This is a genomic window from Hyphomonas sp. (assembly GCF_018402285.1).
Lineage (GTDB): Bacteria > Pseudomonadota > Alphaproteobacteria > Caulobacterales > Hyphomonadaceae > Hyphomonas.
Genome location: NZ_JAGYJH010000004.1, coordinates 40469 through 61194, shown reverse-complemented (window position 1 = coordinate 61194; position 20726 = coordinate 40469). Strand labels below are relative to the sequence as shown.

Annotated in this window: 18 protein-coding genes; 5 read left to right on the top strand and 13 right to left on the bottom strand. The window is 62.2% G+C overall.

Features of this window, described 5'->3' with window-relative positions; translation table 11 throughout:
* Window positions 1-19: 19 nt before the first annotated feature.
* From KG722_RS10055 to KG722_RS10045, 3 genes are all read right to left on the bottom strand, one after another.
* Complete coding sequence (locus tag KG722_RS10055) at window positions 20-643, bottom strand: ATP-dependent Clp protease proteolytic subunit (RefSeq protein WP_213271659.1); 624 nt, start codon at window positions 641-643, stop codon at window positions 20-22.
* 118 nt (window positions 644-761) lie between these two features.
* Window positions 762-1655: an alpha/beta fold hydrolase gene (locus KG722_RS10050; protein WP_213271658.1), complete on the bottom strand. Its 894-nt coding sequence runs from the start codon at window positions 1653-1655 to the stop codon at window positions 762-764.
* Between the two features lie 9 nt (window positions 1656-1664).
* Window positions 1665-2744 carry an alpha/beta fold hydrolase gene (locus tag KG722_RS10045; RefSeq protein WP_300998413.1) on the bottom strand — a complete coding sequence of 360 codons (1080 nt, stop codon included), beginning with the start codon at window positions 2742-2744 and terminating at the stop codon, window positions 1665-1667.
* A gap of 197 nt (window positions 2745-2941) precedes the next feature.
* Between KG722_RS10045 and KG722_RS10040 the strand changes: the two genes are divergently transcribed.
* Window positions 2942-4678, top strand: coding sequence for a M28 family metallopeptidase (locus KG722_RS10040; protein ID WP_213271657.1), 1737 nt, complete (start codon window positions 2942-2944; stop codon window positions 4676-4678).
* A gap of 41 nt (window positions 4679-4719) precedes the next feature.
* The gene (gene rlmJ / locus KG722_RS10035; RefSeq protein ID WP_213271656.1) at window positions 4720-5508 is read left to right on the top strand and encodes a 23S rRNA (adenine(2030)-N(6))-methyltransferase RlmJ; all 789 of its coding nucleotides are present in this window, start codon (window positions 4720-4722) and stop codon (window positions 5506-5508) included.
* On the opposite strand, the gene KG722_RS10030 is transcribed toward rlmJ, so the two are convergent.
* From KG722_RS10030 to KG722_RS10015, 4 genes are all read right to left on the bottom strand, one after another.
* Window positions 5505-6437, bottom strand: coding sequence for a glycosyltransferase family A protein (locus KG722_RS10030; RefSeq protein ID WP_213271655.1), 933 nt, complete (start codon window positions 6435-6437; stop codon window positions 5505-5507). The two genes, rlmJ and KG722_RS10030, sit on opposite strands and share 4 nt — an antisense overlap.
* Window positions 6438-6633: 196 nt before the next feature.
* The gene (locus KG722_RS10025) at window positions 6634-7788 is read right to left on the bottom strand and encodes an acyl-CoA dehydrogenase family protein (protein WP_213271654.1); all 1155 of its coding nucleotides are present in this window, start codon (window positions 7786-7788) and stop codon (window positions 6634-6636) included.
* A gap of 29 nt (window positions 7789-7817) precedes the next feature.
* Window positions 7818-9011, bottom strand: coding sequence for an acyl-CoA dehydrogenase family protein (locus KG722_RS10020; protein ID WP_213271653.1), 1194 nt, complete (start codon window positions 9009-9011; stop codon window positions 7818-7820).
* Between the two features lie 122 nt (window positions 9012-9133).
* Entirely contained in the window at window positions 9134-10135 is a 1002-nt protein-coding gene (locus tag KG722_RS10015) for a nicotinate-nucleotide--dimethylbenzimidazole phosphoribosyltransferase (RefSeq protein WP_213271652.1), read from the bottom strand.
* Window positions 10136-10274: 139 nt separating this feature from the next.
* On the opposite strand from KG722_RS10015, the gene KG722_RS10010 reads away from it, so the two are divergent.
* Both KG722_RS10010 and KG722_RS10005 read left to right on the top strand, forming a co-directional pair.
* A complete protein-coding gene (locus KG722_RS10010) occupies window positions 10275-10472 on the top strand; it encodes a DUF1289 domain-containing protein (protein ID WP_213271651.1) in 198 nt (65 codons plus the stop codon).
* Window positions 10473-10477: 5 nt separating this feature from the next.
* Window positions 10478-11020, top strand: a complete 543-nt coding sequence (locus KG722_RS10005; protein ID WP_213271650.1) for a TIGR02281 family clan AA aspartic protease — start codon at window positions 10478-10480, stop codon at window positions 11018-11020.
* Here KG722_RS10005 and pyk read toward each other — a convergent pair.
* Window positions 11007-12431, bottom strand: a complete 1425-nt coding sequence (gene pyk / locus KG722_RS10000; protein WP_213271649.1) for a pyruvate kinase — start codon at window positions 12429-12431, stop codon at window positions 11007-11009. The genes KG722_RS10005 and pyk overlap by 14 nt on opposite strands.
* A 365-nt stretch (window positions 12432-12796) precedes the next feature.
* Between pyk and KG722_RS09995 the strand changes: the two genes are divergently transcribed.
* Entirely contained in the window at window positions 12797-14533 is a 1737-nt protein-coding gene (locus tag KG722_RS09995; RefSeq protein ID WP_213271648.1) for an EAL domain-containing protein, read from the top strand.
* Here KG722_RS09995 and metH read toward each other — a convergent pair.
* Genes metH through KG722_RS09970 form a run of 5 tightly spaced genes read right to left on the bottom strand, consistent with a single transcriptional unit; the run spans window position 14530 to window position 20544 of the window.
* On the bottom strand, window positions 14530-17172 hold the full coding sequence (gene metH, locus KG722_RS09990) for a methionine synthase (RefSeq protein WP_213271647.1): 2643 nt from the start codon (window positions 17170-17172) through the stop codon (window positions 14530-14532). The genes KG722_RS09995 and metH overlap by 4 nt on opposite strands.
* On the bottom strand, window positions 17169-17597 hold the full coding sequence (locus tag KG722_RS09985) for a gamma-glutamylcyclotransferase (RefSeq protein WP_213271646.1): 429 nt from the start codon (window positions 17595-17597) through the stop codon (window positions 17169-17171). The genes metH and KG722_RS09985 overlap by 4 nt, the downstream gene beginning before the upstream one ends.
* Window positions 17594-18652, bottom strand: coding sequence for a homocysteine S-methyltransferase family protein (locus KG722_RS09980; RefSeq protein ID WP_213271645.1), 1059 nt, complete (start codon window positions 18650-18652; stop codon window positions 17594-17596). The genes KG722_RS09985 and KG722_RS09980 overlap by 4 nt, the downstream gene beginning before the upstream one ends.
* A gap of 3 nt (window positions 18653-18655) precedes the next feature.
* On the bottom strand, window positions 18656-19570 hold the full coding sequence (gene metF, locus KG722_RS09975) for a methylenetetrahydrofolate reductase [NAD(P)H] (RefSeq protein ID WP_213271644.1): 915 nt from the start codon (window positions 19568-19570) through the stop codon (window positions 18656-18658).
* Window positions 19567-20544, bottom strand: a complete 978-nt coding sequence (locus KG722_RS09970) for a metalloregulator ArsR/SmtB family transcription factor (RefSeq protein WP_213271643.1) — start codon at window positions 20542-20544, stop codon at window positions 19567-19569. The genes metF and KG722_RS09970 overlap by 4 nt, the downstream gene beginning before the upstream one ends.
* Window positions 20545-20726: the final 182 nt, after the last annotated feature.

The window sequence follows — 20726 nt, the reverse complement described above, 5'->3', positions numbered from 1 at the left end:
CACCTTGTCCCACAGGGGATTATTTTTCGTCTTCAGCGGTGCGGCGTTCATAAACCTTGTCAACGATCCCGAATTCCATGGCTTCTTCAGCCGTAAGGAAGGTGTCGCGATCGAGCTTTCTTTCAACTACATCGTATTCCTGGCCGGTGTGGCGGACGTAAATATCGTTCAACCGCCGCTTGAGTTCGATGATTTCCTCGGCATGGCGCTCGATATCGGTGGCAACGCCCGAATAACCGCCAGACGGCTGGTGCAGCATTACGCGGGCATTCGGAAGAGCAATACGCATGCCCTTCTCGCCCGCAGCCAGGAGCAGTGACCCCATGGACGCGGCCTGGCCGATGCAGACTGTGGAGATCGGGCAGCGGACATATTGCATCGTGTCGTAGATCGCGAGCCCGGACGAGACATAACCGCCGGGGCTGTTGATATACATGGCGATTTCGCGCTTCGGGTTCTCCGATTCGAGGAACAGGAGCTGCGCCGTGATGAGAGAAGCGATGCCGTCATCAATCCCGCCGGTCACGAAAATGATCCGCTCCTTGAGGAGGCGGGAGAAGATGTCAAACGCGCGCTCGCCACGGCTCGTCTGCTCGACGACCATCGGAACAAGGTTGAGAGCGGTCTGAATTGATGTCGACATAAAAATGGCCTTGTGGATCAGGGCTGAATCGCCACCTGCAGGATTGGCAGATGCCTTTATATTTGTCCATTCGCTGGCCACCGCAAGGCCGCGCCTGCTGTGGAAAAGCGCTCAATCCCTAACGGAACGGCCAGCGGCCGCTCCCACTGGGCAAGGGAGCGGCCGGATTGTCCATGAAAGCAGCGTAATCGGCGATCACCTTGCCCCTCTGATTGTCGCTCAGAAGAACATGGTAGCCGTCGGGATAGTAGACCGTGCGAACATGGGACGGAAACCGCTTCCCCGTGCGGCGGGGCCCTTCCGGGGGTACAACGCGGTCATGCGCGCCATAGGCGGCAAGAACCGGAAGCGCATCGGGAAGGCGGGCTGCCGCTTCGTGGGCACGCTCCATAAGCGTAACAGCCCCTGCAAGCTGGTCGACACGGTTTTCCGTTGCATGCAGCGGGTCGGCATCCTGCAGGGAGATGAAGGCTGCATTGTCTGACATCCGGGGCTTCACCAGCGCCGGCGGGCGCACGACAAGTCCGGGGCTGAGCGCCGTCATCAGCTTGAGCGTGCCCCTGAACACCGGGGACAGCGCGCCCCAGCCCCGCAGGCCGGGCCCTGACAGGATGAGCCGGTCTGCCTCCGGAGGCCTGGGCGAGGCAAAGGCCGTAATCGCGACGGCCGCGCCCATCGAGATGGCAATCACCGTGAGGGTGGCGCCCGGGTGGCGGGCGCGGGCGAGGCGAGTGGCCGTGCGCAGGTCTTCCCGCATCAACTCTTCAACCGGCCAGAGGCCGCGGTTCACCGATCGGCCAAACCCCCGCTGGTCATAGGCATAAACGACCCTGCCCTGCGCGGCCCATTCGGGCGCAGCCAGACGAAACTCGCCAGCATAATTGTTCATGCCGTGAATGCCGACGATCACATGATCGGGGGGTGGGCCCGGCGCCGGGCTCCAGACCGTCAGGCCGAGCCGGGCCCCATCATGGGCCAGCATGGCATCTTCATCGTCAAGAAAAGCCGGCATCCTGCGCCGTCAGCAGGCGACGGGCGGACGATCCACCGACGCCCAATGCGTGCAATCCTTGCGGAACGGCCACTCGCCTTCGCCGCTCGGGAGCGCCGAGGCGGGACCTTTCATGAAGGCAAGATAGTCGGCATGGACACGCTCTGCCTGGAGATCGCGCAGCAGCATGTGATAGCCATCGGGGTAGTAGACGGTGCGGACATGGGAGGGGAGGATTTCGGCAGTGCGGCGCACGCCGTTTTCCGGAATGACGATGTCGCGGGCCCCATAAGAGATCAGCGTCGGCACGCCCGGCCTGAGCCGTGCGGCAGCCGAATTGGCGTTTTCCATGAGCGCGACGAGGCCATAGACCTGATCAATCCGCGTCCGGTAGGTCATGTGCGGGTCCGACCATGTCCGGCGGAGCATTGCGTTGTTGTCCGATGGCTCGATCTTCACGAGGCCAACGGGCGGCACAACCAGCCAGTCCGGATTGGCATAGGCCGAGGCCCAGAGGCTGACCCGGTAAAGCGGGTTGATCGCGCCCCAGCCGCGCAGGCCCGGACCGGAGACGATCAGCCTGTCGGCCCTCGGCGGGCGGTCTGAACCAAATGCCGTCATTGCAACAGAGCCCCCCATCGAGATGCCTACAACCGTGATGGTGGCATCCGGATGCCGGGCGCGGGCGACATCCACAGCTGTGCGCAGGTCTTCGCGCATCAGTTCCTCTACCGGCCAGATTCCCTTGTTGGGCGAGCGGCCAAAGCCCCGCTGGTCGTAGGCGTAAGTGGTGACGCCATGCCTGGCCCAGTAAGGCGCGGCCATATGGAAAGCGTTGGCATAATCATTCATGCCGTGAACACCCACGACGACATATTCCGGGGTATCGGTTCCTTCGGCCGGCCAGACGGTCAGCCCCAGACGGGCGCCGTCCTGGGAAATGAACTGGTCACGCTCGGGAATGAAGGCGGGAGACACCTGGGCAGCCGGGCTGAGCGCCCCCTGCGTGACCGGCGTGGCGCAGGCAGCGACCGCGACTGAAAGCGCGGCGGCCATACCGGCCACGAGCCGGAAAACGGCGATGCCGGAAGGGCGAAGGCAAGCTGGCATGGCGTCAACTCTCATATTGTCCCCCCAATGATGCGTCTCATAGCCGGAAGGTGATGAACGCTGGCTGACAAATGGGCGTGTTTTGTGGCCAAGACAACCGGCGCATGGCAACGCGCCTGCCCCAGCCGGTTGCTTGCCCGTCCGGCGCTGGCGTGCGAGACCGGGACAACACAGATTCCAGACGGGGAACCGTTCACATGAACATCAAACACCTGACCCTCTCAGCCGCCGCACTTGCGCTTGCTGCCTGCGCGCCTTCGACGCCAACAGAGCCCGTTGCGCCGCCCGAAGTGGCCGAAACACCCGCAGAAGAGCTGCTTTTGCCGCTGCCGGAAGCCACCACGACCGAGATCACGCCGGCGGATTTGGCCGTCCGCGTCAAGACACTGGCCGATGACGTGTTTGAAGGCCGCGGCCCCGGCACGCCAACGGGCGAAGCCTCAGCCGCCTGGATCGCGGCCGAGCTGGCCCGCATCGGGCTGGAGCCCGGGGGCGACAATGGCAGCTGGTTCCAGGAAGTGAAAATGGTCAACCAGACCGTTGATCCGGCGAACTCGAGCTTTGTCCTGACCTGGCCCGACCAGGAAGAGCTTTCGCTCGACCTGAAGGATCAGGCCGTTGTCTGGACGAAACACCAGAACACCGACCACATCACGTTCGATCCGACAGATGTCGTCTTCGTCGGATACGGCGCCGTCGCGCCGGAATATGGCTGGGATGATTATGCCGGCCAGGACTATACCGGGAAAACCGTGCTGATCCTCGTCAATGACCCGGGCTTTGCAACCGGCGATCCCGGACTCTTCAACGGCAAGTCCATGACCTATTACGGCCGCTGGACGTACAAGTTCGAGGAAGCAGCGCGTCAGGGCGCAACCGCTGCCATCGTCATCCATGAAACCGAGCCCGCTTCCTATGGCTGGGATGTTGTCGCCAATTCCTGGACCGGCGCTCAGTCCGACCTCGTGCGTCCCGATGGCGGCGCCGAACGGGCAATGATGGAAGGCTGGGTCCAGCGCGACATCGCCGTGGACATGTTCGCCAGGGCAGGTCTGGATTTCGAGGCTATGAAGACGGCCGCCAGGACGCCGGGCTTCAAGCCGGTGGCACTTGAAGGCGTGAAAGCCCGCGGCGAAATCCATCAGACGATTGACCCCCTGACCAGCCGCAACGTCATCGGCATCCTGCCGGGCACAAAGACCCCCGGCGAATACGTTCTGTATACCGCTCACTGGGACCATCTTGGCATGAAGAAGGGCGCGCCCGGCGAAGACTTCTACGAAGACCAGATCTTCAACGGCGCTGTGGACAATGCCACCGGATCTGCAGGCATCCTCGAGATCGCCGAAGCGATGAAGGCGCAGACGCTCGACCGGTCGATGATGTTCCTGTTCGTGACGCTGGAGGAGTCCGGGCTGCTCGGCTCTGAATACTACGCCAACAATCCGACGGTTCCCCACAACAAGGTAGTTGCCGGCATGAACATCGACGGCGCCCTGCCAATGGGCCGCACGAAGGACATGACGGTCGTGGGATATGGCGCCTCCGAGCTTGAGGACATCCTCAAAGACGTGCTGGTCGCCTATGACCGCGTCATCACCCCGGATGGCCGCCCGGAAGCTGGCTACTTCTACCGCTCCGACCATATCTCGCTCGCCAAGAAAGGCGTGCCGATGCTGTATGCCGGCGAAGGGGAGGACAAGCGCGAAGGCGGCGTCGCCGCCGGGCGGGCTGCGGCGGCAGCATACACGGCCGAGCGCTATCACAAGCCGATGGACGAATATTCCGACGACTGGGACCTGACAGGTTTCCAGGAGGACCTGCAGGCGCTGTATGAAGTGGGCCTTCGCATTGCCAATTCCGACAGCTGGCCGACCTGGTATCCGGGCAACGAGTTTGAAGCCACCCGAAAGGCAAGTCTCGCCGGGCAGTAGCCTGGCGGGGCCTGCCCCCTACTCAGACATACAGAGGCCGCATGCTCTCCTATCAGCATGGCTTTCATGCCGGAAACCGCGCCGATGTGCTCAAACATGGCGTGCTCGACACGCTGCTGAAAGCGGCGGCAGCCGGGCCGCGGCCTCTGTTCTATGTGGAAACCCATTCCGGACGCGGACGGTATGACCTTACCAATGCACAGGCCCGCAAACGGGGCGAGTCTGATGATGGCGTGATTGCCCTGATGAAGGGCAAGGCGCCGTCGCCGCTTTCCGGCTGGATGGACCTCGTCAATGCGCGCGGCATGAAGGATTATCCCGGGTCCCCGGCACTGGCGCAGGCGCTACTGCCGAAATCGGCGCGGATGGTCCTGTTCGAGCTGCACCCGCAGGAGAACGCCGCCCTTACCGAAGCAATGAGGGGCGACGACCGCATCCGCATCCAGAAAGCTGACGGTTATACCGGCGCGCTGAAGCTTGCGCCCCGTGGCGGCGAGCAACTGGTTGTGCTGGTTGACCCGAGCTATGAAACCCAACGGGACATCGAGGCGCTTGCGCTGTGGACACCCAAGGCACTGAAGCGCTGGCCGGGCGCCTTGCTGATCCTCTGGCTCCCCCTTTTCCGGGATGGTCGGGAGGCGGAGTTCGGCGAATACCTCGCCACGCTCGGCGACGCGATGATTTTCGGCGCGCGCTGGCCTGTGGCAACTGGAACGGAAAGCTCGATTGAGGGATCGGCCATGGTCGCCTTTGGCGCGCCCCCCGAAGCCCGCGCCCCGTGTGAGGCGATTGCGACCAGCCTTGAAAACTACTGGGCGCAGAAAGCCTAGGCCGACCCTTTTTTCCGTCCGTATTCCTCATAGCTCTTGCCGAGCGCAAAGGAAATCATGCCGAGCCCCCGGCTGACGGTGTAGGCGCGCGCCAGGATCGCGCGCCTGTTCTGACCCAGTGTAGCCAGGACCGTAAGGGTCGTCAGGAAACTGCCGGCGACGACGCGGGCCACCCCGTTGACGCCGCCTTTGACGCGCGCCATGCCCGGCTTCATGTGCCGCCCGGCAATCATCGCATCGGTGAGACCGGTGCGATACCAGCGGCGCAAGAGCCAGTTGGCCCGCGCCCGGTCTTCCGGAACATGCTCATACACCAGCGCATCCTTCGCCTGGGTGAGCCGGTGACCGCGATCCAGCAGCTGCGTGAAAAACAGGGTATCCTCTGCGCCTGTCAGCGACATGCGCGGGTCGAAAAGCAGGCCCTCCCGGCGCACGACGGTCATGTCGATCAGACAGTTGCAGGTAGCGCCAGGCTTGGTCTGGTCACGGTCCTGCATGATCTGTGTTCCGTGTACGCCCCAATCCTTCATCCATTGCGGCGCCGATTGCGGATAGACCGACTGGACGGGCCCGAAGACACTTGCTGCGCCGGTTTCGCGATATCGACGAACGAGTGCGGCAAGCCATTGAGGATGGGCAAACTCGTCGTCGTCAATGAAGGCGAGAAGGTCTGCCTCACCTGCGAGCTTCAGTGCGCGATTGCGAACATGCGTGACGCCGGGTTCTTCCTCAAGTTCATAACTAAGCGGCGCGGAGAAAGCAGGCTGCCATTTCTCGACCACGGGGCGGGCATTTCCCGCCCCGTCATTGTCGATGATCACGAAACGGACATCCGCATTCTCCGGCAAGGTCAGCGCCGACAGGCTTTTCAGGAGGCCGTCCAGCATATCGTTGCGCCGATAGGTCGACGCCGCGACGAGGATCTGCAAGTTCCGCGATGTATCGCCTGGAGGGATCAAGGCAGCGCTCCTTCAAATCTGGCCGGTAGTCGAATATAACGCCGCCAGGACGATGATCCGTTAACGCCCCGCAGACCTGCAAATTCCGGGCCGGGCAAGGCCCGATGCAAACGGGGCGGCCCTTCCGGAGCCGCCCCGCTATCGTCTGGTTAATGACCGGCAGGCCTTATTCAGCTGCGACGGCCATGTCCGTTGCCGACAGCTCGGTATAGCGCTTCAGGTGATGGTCGACATTGCCGAACTCGGAATCGATCATCGTCAGACGCTTGAAGTAATGGCCGATGGCAAGTTCGTCGGTCATGCCCATGCCGCCATGGATCTGGATCGACTGCTGGCCGACAAACCGGCCGGCCTGGCCAATGCGGACCTTCGCAGCAGACGCTGCCTTCTTGCGGGTCACGTCATCTTCGTCGAGTTTCAGCGTCGCCATGTAGGTCATGGAGATAGACTGTTCATGCTCGATGAACATGTCGGCCATGCGGTGCTGAAGGACCTGGAACTTGCCGATCGGCGTACCGAATTGTTTCCTTGTCTTGGAATAGTCGACCGTCTGGGCATTGGCCACTTTCATGGCGCCGCAGGCTTCCGCGCAGAGGGCTGCAATGGCCTGATCCGTGACGTTCTCAACCAGCCCGAGGCTGTCGGAGGGATCCCCGATAACGGCATCGGCGCCGACGGTGACGTTGTCAAAATAGACTTCCGAGGCGCGGCGGCCATCAACCGTGGGGTAGTCGCGCGTGGTGACGCCCTTGGCATCTTTCGGGACGATGAACACGCCCACGCCTTTTGCATCGCGGCGGCCACCGGAGGTCCGTGCCGTGACGATCAGGTGAGACGCCCAGGGCGCGCCGATCACGACGGCCTTGTGACCGGAAATCTTCCAGCCGCTGCCATCTTTCGATGCGGTCGTTTCCAGATCGGCGAGGTTGTAGCGGCCTTTGGGTTCAGCATAGGCGAAAGCGAACACGCGCTCGCCGGAAACCAGGGCGGCAATGTGCTCCTGCTTCTGCGCGTCGGTGCCAGCCTTCAGGAAACCACCCGCAATAACAACGGTTTGCAGGAACGGCTCGACCACGAGGCCCTTGCCGAATTCTTCCATGACGACCATCGCGTCGATCGGTCCGCCGCCAAGGCCGCCGTCTTCTTCCGAGAACGGCGCAGCCAGGAGGCCAAGCTCAGCGAACTGGGCCCACATTTCCGGACGCCAGCCATCTTTCGAGGCGACGACCTTGCGGCGGGTGTCGAAATCATACTGGTCCTTGATCAGCCTGGCGAGGCTGTCGCGGATCATCGTCTGTTCTTCGGTGAAATTGAAATCCATGGATGTAATCTCCTCCCTGCCCCGGTGCCTTAGAGGCCGAGGATCATCTTGCTGATAATGTTGCGCTGGATCTCGTTGGATCCGCCATAAATCGAGGTCTTGCGCATATTGAAGTAATTGTCAGCGCTGAAATTGGAGTAGTCCGGGCCGACGCCCACTTCGTTGACGCCGAAATTGTCCATGCCGCGGGCATAGGGCGCGCCGTAATTGCCGACAGCTTCCAGCGTGAGTTCGGTCAGACGCTGCTGGATCTCGGTGCCCTTGATCTTCAGGATCGAGCTTTCCGGGCCAGGGCCTTTGCCGGCCGCTTCGGATGCCAGCGTGCGCAGTTCGGTGAACTCCAGCGCGGTCAGGTCGATTTCGAGCTGGCTGATCTTGCGGGCGAACTCGTCTGTCCTGATCAGCGGCGTGCCATCCATGGTTTCCTGGGACGCGATCGACCGCAGGCGCTCGACGCCGCGCTTGGAGCGGGCAACGCCGGCGATGCCGGAACGCTCGTGCGCCAGCAGGAACTTTGCGTAGGTCCAGCCTTCGTTTTCCTTGCCGACGAGGTTCTCGACCGGCACCCGGACATCCGTCAGCCAGGTTTCGTTCACTTCATGCGTTCCGTCGATCAGCTTGATCGGGCGCACTTCGATGCCGGGCGTTTTCATGTCGACCAGAATGAAGGAGATGCCTTCCTGGGCCTTCGCCGAAGGATCGGTGCGGCAGAGGAAGAAGCCCCAGTCAGCGTGCTGGGCGAGGGTCGTCCAGGTTTTCTGGCCGTTGAGGATATAGTGGTCGCCATCACGCACAGCAGTGGTCTTGAGGCTGGCAAGGTCAGAGCCTGCTCCCGGCTCGGAATAGCCCTGCGCCCACCAGACGTCACCGGCGAGAATGCCGGGGAGGTGGCGGGCTTTCTGCTCTTCATCGCCGAAGGTGTAGATGACCGGGCCGACCATCGAGACGCCGAACGGAAGGGGCATCATCGCATCGACGCGGGCATTTTCTTCCGACCAGATGTAGCGCTGGGTGGAGGTCCAGCCCGTGCCGCCATACTTCTTTGGCCAGGCCGGCGCAGACCAGCCCTTTTTGCCGAGGATCTTGTGCCAGGCCAGGAACTGCTCGCGGGTAAGGTCCTCGCGATTGCCGAGCCCCATCAGCTCCTTGGGGTAGTTGTCACGGATAAAGGTGCGCACTTCATCACGGAAGGCGATCTCTTCGGGGGAAAATTCGAGGTTCATGGACGGTCGCTCCTGGATCTGCCTGTTTGGTCCCGGCACTTCGTTTCTGTATGTCAGCCATTCCTATTCGCTGACAAGGTGACGCGCACGTAAACGTAAAGAATGCCGCAGTTATCGTGGCGTCACCCTTCTGCCGGCCGGGCAATGAACGGCGCGCAGGCTGTCTTGAGGATGCCGATAGCGGTCGCCGATCCGAGGCCGCTTCCCGTCTGGAACTCCAGCTGCACCAAGGGCTTGAGGCCGATCCGCTCAAGCGCCGCCTCATGGGCCGGGCGCTGCGTGATGTGGGAAGCCAGGCAATGGCTGACCGCCTCGGGCGAAACGGCATGAACGATGCCAGCCGCAATGGTGGTTGCAAAGCCGTCAAGCAGCACCGGGATGCCCTGATGGCGCGCCGCGATAATAGCGCCGACGCAAGCGGCAATCTCGCGCCCGCCAAGGCAGCGCAGGGACTCCAGCGGATCCGACAGGTGGCCGCGATGAACCTTCAGAGCGGTGCTGACCAACTCGACGCGTTTGCGGGAAAGTCCGGGCGGCGTATGCGCGCTGGGGCGGACCCAGTATTCCGGGGACCCGCCATAGAGCGCGCAGGCCACGGCGGCAGCCACGGTTCCCACGCCCGCCCCCGATACGGCGATCGCCAAAAGGTCGGGACTGTCTTCAACGGCCTCGAAGCCGAAAGCGATCGTGGCGGCGCATTCGCGCTCAGTCATCGCGGCGGTTTCGGCAATGCTCGGGGTGGGTTTGTCGAGGGCGAGCTCGAACACCCGGACATTGGCGCCTACCTGCGCGGCGATGGCGGAAAGCGGCGCGCGGCCCGACTTCAGCGCGTCGATATGGGCGCGGGTATCTTCATCCGACGACAGCGACACCCCGGCTTCCACAAGGCCATGCGAGCCGGCGAAGATCGCCAGGGCGGGCTTTTCTATGCGCGGCGGAAACCGGCGCTGCCAGGTGGCCAGCCACTCGGCGGCCTCGCCCAGCCGGCCGAAATCGCCTTCGCGGCCCATGCCCAGCAGCGCCTGGTGCACCTTGCGCCCGGCTTCCGGATCGGTCTCGACCGGCTTCAGGATGAGGTCGCGGACATCATCCAGGGGGGACTTGCTCCGGGTGGGCTCGCTCAAGGCCGTTATCTCCTGTTACCGGAATGTCCGGCAATCTTAATCATGGCGGACAAGGTACACCCCTTCCGGCAAGGATTTATTTCATCCTTACCTGTAGAACTTGCACTGCAGCCCGCCACCAGTATGGGTAAATCGTATAATGACAGAGTTTGAGCCGATAAAGAGCCCCTGCATCAAGGTTTGTGCTGTAGATGGCCAGACCGGGCTTTGCCTCGGCTGCGGACGGACGCTGAAGGAGATCGGCACCTGGACGCGACTCGGGCATGATGAGCGCGACAGCGTGATTGCCATGCTGCCGGAACGGATTGAACGGTTGAAGGCCCTCGGGAAGCGGTGACGGGAATGAGTGCTGGCAAGATCTTGTCCCTGATAGCCACCGCGGTCGCGATCGCGATGGTGATCGGGCTTTACCTTGCGCCCAAGCTGCGCGAGGCGGAGTATCAGGCGGCAATTGAGCGTCAACGCGAGACGAAAACAGTTGTCGCGGCCGCCTCGGAGCCGGCGTCGTCCATCCATACGCGCGCCGCCTTCATCGAACGGGAAGCCGACGGGCATTACTGGACACGGGCAGATGTCACCGGCACCGAAGTGAAATTCATGATCGACACCGGGGCCAGCATTGTCGCCCTAACCTATCGAGACGCGCAGCGGCTGGGCCTCAAGCCGGACCTGCTGATCTATGATTCTGAAATCCGCACGGCCGGCGGGGTCACCTATGGCGCCCCCGTTACGCTCGCCAGCATCCGCATCGGCCGGGTCGAGGTGGAAGAGGTCAATGCTGTCGTGCTGCGCAGCGAACTGGAACAGTCGCTGCTGGGCATGACATTTCTCAGCGAACTGAATTCCTACGAATTCCGCAAAGGCCAGCTGATCATACGCCAGTGATCGGCTTGCCGTCCGCGCCCCGGCCGACACCGATCTCCCAGGCAAAGCGCTGCTCGTCTCCGGCCCAGCGGGCATAGGCAACGCGGCCATCAAGGCCCACGGCCTTCATCAGGTCCCGATACCAGTTCTCCGCTCCGGCGTTCAGCTTCTGAGGATGCACCCCCCACAGCAGGCACGCCTGGCGCAGGCGCTGATCGTCCAGCGACCCGTAGAGGATGGGCACGCCGCCGCGGACCCGGGCAAACCGGGCCAGCCGCTCGAACGCGCCGGTCCGCAGGGCGAGCGCCGTTGCGCCTTCAGCTTCGGCCATCGAAAGCGCGGTGTGCGCCACCACGTCGATGGCATTCGATGCCTGGTCCTCACCGCAAAATTCCTTGAGCGAACGGCGATAGTCTTCTGCCCCTTCCGTCGAGCGGATGATGCGGGACATGATCGCGACCGCTGTTGCCGGGTGTCGCCCAACTGCGGTCTCGGCCGACAGCATCACGGCATCTGCGCCCTGGTAGATGGCGGTTGCCACATCAGACGCCTCGGCGCGGGTCGGCGCGGAGTTCTCGATCATCGATTCCAGCATCTGGGTGGCGACGATGACCGGACGCCCGAGCGCGCGGGCAGCCCGCACGATGCGGCGCTGGATGACCGGAACTTCTTCGGGGGCAAACTCGACCCCCAGATCTCCGCGCGCCACCATCACGGCGTCGGCCGCCTCGACAATAGCGTCGAGGTTCGTGATCGCGGCAGGCTTTTCGAGCTTGGCCACCAGAGGGGCGCGGCCCGCAATGATCGCCTTGACCTCTTCGATGTCTTCCACGGTCTGCACAAAGGAGAGCGCCACGATATCCACGCCGATTTCGAGCGCAAACAGAAGGTCTGCCCGGTCCTTTTCCGTCAGTGCACGGACGGGTAAGGCCTTGCCGCGAACCGTGAAGCCTTTCTTATCACCGAGCTTGCCGGGCACTTCGGCGCGCACCCGCGGCTCGTCGCCGCCGGAAACCACGGTGAAGATCAGCTTGCCATCGTCGGCAAGGATCGTGTCGCCTTCTTCCAGGATCGCAACAATCTCGGCATGGGGCACCGGGATGGTTTCCGTGTCCGGCGCGGTTTCGCCAACAAGGATGCGGTACTCTTTGCGGAAACCGAGCTTGAGGAAACCGCCTTCAAACCTGCCGACGCGAACCTTGGGGCCCTGCAGGTCTGCCAGCGTGGCCAGCGGCCAGCCGACGGCGGCTTCCGCCGCGCGGACGGCATTCAGCGCTTCCAGATGGGCGGCATGTTCGCCATGGCTGAAATTCAGGCGGAAAACGTCGACGCCGGCGTCTGCCAGGGCGCGCACTTCACGCGGTGACCGGCTGCCCGGACCGAGCGTTGCAACAATCTTGGCGTTCTCGCCCTGCAGCTTTTTCCTGCTCATTCTTCCGGCTCCACCCTGCCCTTACGTGATCGCGAACACCCCTAGGCGACTCGCTGGCTCTTCACCAGCGCGCGCCTTGGGAAAAGTCAGGTCAGGCCACGGCATCGGCCGTCACGAACGGGTCATGTGGAAGGATCGGCGCCCGCCATCGTCGGTTCTCAATGAGCCACAGTCCTTGCAGGCCGCATCGTTGGCGGACAGCCGACGACTTACAGGCAGACACTATTTTTCCGGATGAAATGCGACAGGATTTCGAACAAAATCAGCGATATTTCAATGAGTTAGAAAACCTGGAAATTTACCTTTTCCCCCTATGGTCATCCAAAGACGCGCTGCCTTGCGCACCCTACTCGACAGGAACTGGCATGCACTTCGGTGAGCTTGATATTCAGGACGTTCCCGCGCTGCGGGCCGATGGGCTATGCCGGGACGCAATCGATTTCTTCGTGGGCAACCCGAAACTCAGACTGATCGCTGCTGTGGACGCAGCCGGGCGCCCCGCCGGCGCGCTGACACGTTCGAAAATCATCTCCAAGGCCGCCGGCCAGTTTGGCAGGGCGCTCTATGACGCCCGCCCGCTTGCCGAGTTCCTGGATCCGCCCCGCTTTGTCGTGGGTACGGACCAGAAAGTTGCTGACATCGCCAATGAACTTGCGGCGACAGACCTCACCAATGCGCCTGACGGCTACATTCTGGTGGATCATCTCGGGCGCTATGCTGGCATCGTGGACGGACTGTCCGTTCTCCGCGCGCTCCTCAAGCTGAATATGGCGCTGGTTAATGAACTCAATTCCGAAGTCGCAGTCCGCGGCGCAGCCGAAAAGGAAGCCAGGCGCCTGGCGGATACGGATGCGTTGACGGGGCTGAACAATCGCAGACTATTCATCGAGGAGGCAGACCGTCTCGTCCAGCACGGCTCGCACGCCTGGCTCATCTATGTGGATCTCGACCGGTTCAAATATCTCAACGACCGGTACGGCCATGCCGTCGGGGATGATGCGCTCAAAGTGGTCGCCGGACGGATCCATGAGTGGCGAAATGACGCTCTGATCGCCAGGCTTGGAGGGGATGAATTCGGGATACTCGTTGATGCGACCGGCATCGCAGTCGGTTTGGAAGAAGAGTTGCTGCGGCTGCATGCCTCGTTGTGTGCCCCCTTCCTGTCAAAGCCCGGCGCTGTCAGCGTCGGCGCCTCGATAGGCGCGGCCGAATTTCCCGGCGATGCCGCCACGCGGCCCGAATGGCTCCATGCGGCCGACAAAGCTATGCAGCGGGCAAAGTCAGATCATGGCGGCGTACGCCTGTTTGATCCGACCCTCGACATCGCCCAGGCAAGGCATGCGCGCCTGAAAGAGTCCCTGCCGGCGGCAGTTTCCCAAAATCAGATACGCCCGATGTTCCAGCCCTTCTATTCCGTGGCAAGCGGGCAGTTGGCCGGATACGAAGTCCTTGCTCGCTGGAATGGCCCCGATGTCGGGTTCATACCGGGGCCCGATGAATTCATTCCGCTCCTGGAGCGCCTTGGCCTCATCGACGAGATGTTCTGGGGTATTGCCGAGCAGGCCCTGCTTGCCTGCAGACACATGCCGCCCCACCAGAAGGTTGCGCTTAATGTTTCCCCTATCCAGTTTGCCAACCGCTTGTTTCCTGCACGACTTGCAGCCCTGGCTTCCCGCATAGGCGTTCAGTGCAGCCAGCTGGAAATCGAGATCACCGAAACCGCGATGTTCCGCGACATGACGCACACAGTATCTGTGCTCCGTGATCTGAGTGATATGGGTATGTCCATAGCACTGGACGATTTCGGTACCGGTTATTCCTCACTGACGCTTGTAAAGGAACTGCCCCTCACCAAACTGAAAATCGACAAATCTTTCATCCAGTCGGCTCAGCATTCGCCCAGTTCCGAAAAGATTGTATCAGCCGCAATCGGTCTCAGTCAGGCATTGAACATCCTGTGCTGCGCAGAAGGAGTTGAAGACGTCGCAACGCTTGAACGCCTGCGTGGCATGAACTGCGATCTGGTGCAGGGTTTTCTCCTCGGCAGGCCTGCACCAAACCTTGTCGAAAACCCAGGCGAGGCTTTCAGTCTGGCCGGCTAGGCTACTGCATCCGCCATCACGAACGGGTCATAGGAGAGGATCGGCGCAAGCCAGCGCTCGGCCATCCGCGTCTCCCAGCCCTTGCGGGCCGCATAATCGGCGACCTGGTCCCGGTCGATCCGGCCAACGGCGAAGTAAACGCTGCCCGGATGGGAGAGGTAGAGACCCGACACACTCGAGGCCGGCATCATTGCAAAGCTTGATGTCAGTTCCACGCCGATACGCTTTTCCGCTTCCAGCAGGCGGAAGAGGGTTGCCTTCTCCGTATGGTCGGGCTGGCAGGGATAGCCTGCCGCCGGGCGGATGCCCTGGTATTTTTCCGCGATCAGTTCTTCGGTCGAAAGCGCCTCATCGGGCGCATAGGCCCAGAGCTCCTTGCGGACCTTCTCGTGCATGTATTCGGCCATGGCTTCGGCAAACCGGTCTGCAATTGCCTTCACCATTATGGAGGAATAGTCGTCTCCCCTGGCGGCAAATTTCTGCGCGATTTCCTCCGCTTCGGGCCCCGCGGTAACACAGAATCCACCGATCCAGTCGTCTCCTTCCGGCGCGACGAAATCGGCGAGCGCGAAGTTGGGTTGTCCGTTATCCTTGATCATCTGCTGGCGGAGCGTCAGGAAGCTTTCCCCGCCCGCGAGTTTGATGTCATCGACTGAAGAATTTGCTTTCCAGAAGCCGACAACTGCCTTGGGTTTAAGCCACCCCTCCCCGACCAGCTGCTGCATCATGGCCTGGGTATCCCGCCACAGGCTGGAGGCGGCTTCGCCGACGATCTTGTCTTGCAGGATCGCCGGATAACGCCCGGCCAGATCCCAGGCGGAGAAGTAGGGCGTCCAGTCGATGTAGCGGGCCAGCGTCGCCAGATCGATATCCTCGAATGTGCGCACGCCCTCATAGACCGGCCTCGGCGGCGTGTAGCACTTCCAGTCGAATTTTAGCCTGGCGGCGCGCGCCTCGGCGATCGGCAGGCGCGGCCTGGGCGGACCATCCTTGCGCGCCTCCCGCATCCGCTCATAGCGCGCCCGCACTTCATTGAGGAATACCGGCCGGTCCTCATCGCTGAGCAGCGTGGAAACAACGCCTACCGCGCGGCTGGCGTCCACCACATGCACGACCGGCGCACACCGGATGGCCGGCTCGATCTTTACGGCCGTGTGCGCAGCGCTGGTGGTCGCCCCGCCGATAAGCAGCGGCTGGCGCATGCCGCGGCGCTGCATCTCGGAGGCCACATACACCATCTCGTCGAGGCTCGGCGTGATCAGGCCGGAGAGACCGATGATGTCGGCCTTTTCTCGGACCGCCGCATCCAGAATTTTCTCGGCAGGCACCATCACGCCCAGATCGACAATCTCATAGCCGTTACAGGCCAGCACCACGCCGACGATGTTCTTGCCGATGTCGTGAACATCACCCTTCACCGTGGCGAGGATAACCTTGCCGTTGGACTTGCGCTCCAGGCCAAGCTCCCGCTTTTCAGCTTCCATATAGGGCTCAAGCCAGGCCACCGCCTGTTTCATCACTCGGGCAGACTTGACAACCTGCGGCAGGAACATCTTGCCCGATCCGAAGAGGTCCCCAACCACATTCATGCCTGCCATCAACGGGCCCTCGATCACATGCAGCGGACGCTCCACGTTCAGGCGGGCTTCTTCTGTATCCATATCAATGTATTCGGTGATGCCATGCACCAGCGCATGTTGGAGCCGCTTGGCAACGGGCAGTTCCCGCCAGGCGAGGTCCTTGACCTGCACCTTGCCCTTTTGCCCCTTGAAGCGCTCGGCCAGATCCACGAGCCGGTCGGTCGCGTCGCTGCGGCGATTTAGGATCACGTCCTCCACCGCGTCCCGCAGTTCCGGGTCGATGTCGTCGTAAATGTCGAGCTGGCCGGCATTGACGATACCCATGTCCATGCCAGCCGGGATTGCGTAATACAGGAACACCGAATGCATCGCGCGGCGTACCGGCTCATTGCCCCGGAAGGAGAAGGACACGTTGGACAGGCCGCCGGAGATATGGCAGCCCGGACAGGTTTGACGGATGACCTTCGTCGCTTCGATAAAGTCCAGCGCGTAGGTGTTGTGCTCTTCAATTCCTGTGGCCACGGCAAAGACGTTGGGATCGAAGATGATGTCTTCCGGCGGGAAGCCCACTTCTTCGGTCAGGATGCGGAACGCCCGCTGGCAGATCTCGATCTTTCGCGCAGCGGTATCGGCTTGTCCCTGCTCGTCAAACGCCATCACGACAACGGCGGCGCCATAGGACAGACACGCCCGCGCCTGCTCGCGGAACTTGTCCTCGCCTTCCTTCATGGAGATGGAGTTGACGATCGGCTTGCCCTGAACGCATTTCAGGCCCGCTTCGATCACTTCCCATTTCGACGAGTCGATCATTACCGGAACACGCGCAATATCGGGCTCGGCTGCGATGAGGTTGAGATAGGTGGTCATCGCCTGGACGCCGTCGAGCATTCCTTCGTCCATGTTGACGTCAATGATCTGCGCGCCGCTCTCCACCTGCTGGCGGGCAACATCCACGGCGTCGCCATACCGGCCTTCCGTGATCATTTTCCGGAACACGGCAGAACCGGTGATGTTGGTGCGTTCACCGATATTGATGAATGTGGCTCTTGCTTCTGTCATTTTCGCGACCTTCCGCGGTCCAGCGGCCAGTTGCCATCCGGGAGAATGGCAAAGCCGTCCGTCTTCTGATTGTAGATGTAAATCCAGGCCTGCTCGCCCGTTTCTGCGCCGGCCTCATTGAGGACCGGCACCTTTCGGCGCAGGTAGAGCGATGTGGCCGGGTCATCCGTCACGTCTTCAAACTCATCCATTGCCGGGATCACACGGGCATCCTTCACGCGCCAGCGCACGCCCTGGCAAAGCGCCGACCCCGCAACAATGCCCGGAAAGCCACCCAGGTCGAGCATGGTTGCCCGGAACCGGCACGGCCCGAGAAACTCCCCGGCCACTTCTAGGCCAAGCGCGCCAGCCTCGTCTGCTGCGCCCTGCTTGAGAAGGCCGTAGAAGATGAAGATATCTCCGGCCTGCACGTTCGTTTGCGTCACGATGCCACCGTAAAGGGCTCAAGGCCAGAGAGGCGCATTGCCCGCGAAACCTCCGGCAGCTTGCGCGGCGCGGCAGATCTGATCGCTTGCGCAATCGCCGCAATATGCCCTGGCGAGGTGCCGCAGCATCCGCCCAGAACATTTACAAGGCCGCTATTGGCCCATTCCTTCAGATGCGCCGATGTCTGGTCCGGCGTCTCGTCATATTCGCCAAAGGCGTTGGGCAGGCCGGCATTGGGATAGGCAATCACGCGTGTATCCGCCACGCGCGAAATTGCGGCAATATGCTGGCGCATAAGGTCGGCGCCCAGCGCGCAGTTGAGCCCGATCGCCCAGGGCTTTGCATGCCGCACCGAGTTCCAGAAAGCCTCAGCCGTCTGCCCACTGAGGGTACGGCCCGACGCATCCGTGATCGTCCCGGAAATAATGATCGGCAGGTCAATCCCCTTCTGTGCACGCAGGTCGAGCAGCGCCTTGATCGCCGCCTTGGCATTGAGCGTATCGAACACCGTCTCGATCAGGAACACATCGATGAACGGCGCCATCGCCTCGGCCTGCTCGAAATACGCTTCGCGCACCTGGTCAAACGTCACGTCCCGGTAGCCCGGATCGTTCACATTGGGGCTCAGCGAGAGCGTCTTGTTCGTCGGCCCGATGGCGCCCATCACGCCTACAGGCCGGCCAAGCCTGGCCTCGGCCTCGTCGGCCACCTCCCGTGCAATCCGCGCGCCCTGTCGGGCGATCTCGGCAGCGAGCGCTTCCATCTTGTAGTCGGCCATCGCGATGGTGGTTGCAGAGAATGTATTGGTCTCCACAAAGTCCGCCCCCGCCTCAATATATTTTCGGTGGATTTCGCCGATCACGTCCGGGCGCGTCAGGTTCAGCAGGTCGTTGTTGCCCTTCAGCGGAATTTCCCAATCGGCAAACCGGCTCCCCTGGAAGTCCGCTTCGGTCAGTCTGTAGTTCTGGATCTGGGTGCCCATTGCGCCGTCGAGCACGAGGATGCGCTGATCGGCGAGCGCTTCGAGCGCCTTGAAACGGTCCTGGCTGTTCATGGCTCAGGCTGCCTTTGCGGACTGGGGATTAAGACCAAGCAGACGGCAGGTCGACAGCGCCAGCCCTGCCCGGTTCAGTGTGTAGAAATGGAAGTCCTCAACGCCTTCAGCCTGCAGCTTCCTGCAGAGGTCAGCCGCCACGTTCGCAGTCACCAGATCGCGCGTTTCCTCGTCTTCATCCAGCCCGTCATAAAGGGCGTGCAGCCAGCCCGGGATCGACGCGCCGCAAAGACCGGCAATGCGCTTCAGGCCATTGAAATTCGGCTGCAGCATGATGCCCGGCACGATCGGCATGGTGACCCCGCCCGCCCGCGCCTTCTCGAGAAAGGCAAGATACACCTCCGGCTCGAAGAAGAACTGCGTGATGGCCCGGTCGGCGCCGGCGTCCTGCTTCGCTTTCAGGAAGGCAATCTCCGCGTCCCATCCCTTGTTCTCGGGGTGAAGCTCCGGGTAGCAGGAAACCGAAATCTCGAAACACTTGCCCAGCTCCGGCCGGTGCTCCCTCAGCCCGCGGATGAGATCAACCGAGTCGGCAAAGCCGCCAGGATGGGCCTCGAATTTGGCGCCCATGCCCGCGGGCGGGTCGCCGCGCAGGGCAACGATGTGTTTCACGCCCGCCTGCCAGTATTCCTCGGCCACGGCGAGCACTTCCTCCTTTGTCGCCGAAACGCAGGTGAGGTGGGCGGCGGGGCGCAGCGTCGTCTCGGTTGCCATCCGGCGAACGGTGTCGTGCGTGCGCTCGCGCGTCGATCCACCCGCTCCGTAAGTCACCGACACAAAGGCCGGCGCCATGGGCTCAAGCCGCTGCACCGTTTCCCAGAGGCGGGTGTTCATCGCCTCGGACTTGGGCGGAAAGAATTCGAACGAGACCCGCACGGGCTCTCTGGCGGTCTGAGACTGGATGGCCGGACGGTTCACGCGGCTTTCTCCTGAGCTGAGGCGGCTTTTGACGCGCGCCAGATATTGACGGTAAGGCCCGGCGCGCCGTTTTCCGGCGGCGCAAAGCTGATGGGTTCCTCAAGGCTGAGGCCGGCGTCAGTGGCCCAGGCAGAGAGCGCATCATGACGCAGTCCAAGCCGGTGATGGCCATGCTCGGTGCGCAGGAATTCGAGGTCATGCGGCGCAAAATCAGTCACCAGCAGACAGCCGCCTGGCGCGAGCACGCGGCCCGCCTCGGCGATCGCATCGGCCGGCGTGTCGAGGAAATGAAGCACCTGATGAATGATGATGAGATCGGCGCTTTCATCGGCAAAAGGCGCGGACGTGACATTGCCAAACCGCACCCGCGCATTGCGGGCACCGGCGCTTTCCAGGTTTGCCCGCGCCACGGTCAGCATGCGGTGGCTGAAATCGATGCCTTCGGCCTCGGCAACGAGCGGGGCAAACAGTGACAACATCCGCCCGGTGCCGGTGCCGAAATCTATCAGCCGGCGAAACGGTCCCTTCCCGGCAAGGCCGAGCAAGGCGGTCTCGATTGCGTCATTGGGATAATGCAGCGCGCGAACGGTGTCCCAGGTCTCGGCAATACTTGAGAAGTAAGCTTCGGCCGAGGCGGCCCGGCCGGCCATCACCCTGTGCAGGCGCTCAAGATCTGCGTCAATCTCGGGCACATCCGGGCCGAGCGCGCTGAACAATGCGTCGAGCAGTTCTTTGCCGGGCCCGCTGCGTGCCGCGCGATAGAAGACGAACGCCCCCTCCGGCAGCCTTTCGGCAAGCCCCGCTTCGGAAAGCGCTTTGAGATGGTGAGAGAGGCGTGGCTGGCTCTGCTCCAGAACCTGGACCAGTTCACCCACCGACAGGTCCTGAGAGCGCAGAAGCGCGAGCAGGCGCAGCCGGGTCGGCTCGCCTGCGGCCCGCAGCCGCTCAAGAAGTCTGTCGAATGCTTCGCTCATGCAAATCATATAAACGATTATTTATATGATTTGCAATCCATCTTCGGAACCTGATCTGAACGGGTTCGTTATGATTACCCATCAGTATGGCAGGAAAGACACGCAACTTCGCATTTTTGGGAGTGTCAGGTTGAAGCAGCAAAACTGCATGCCATCTGGTACCGGTTCTCATCAACCAGGCT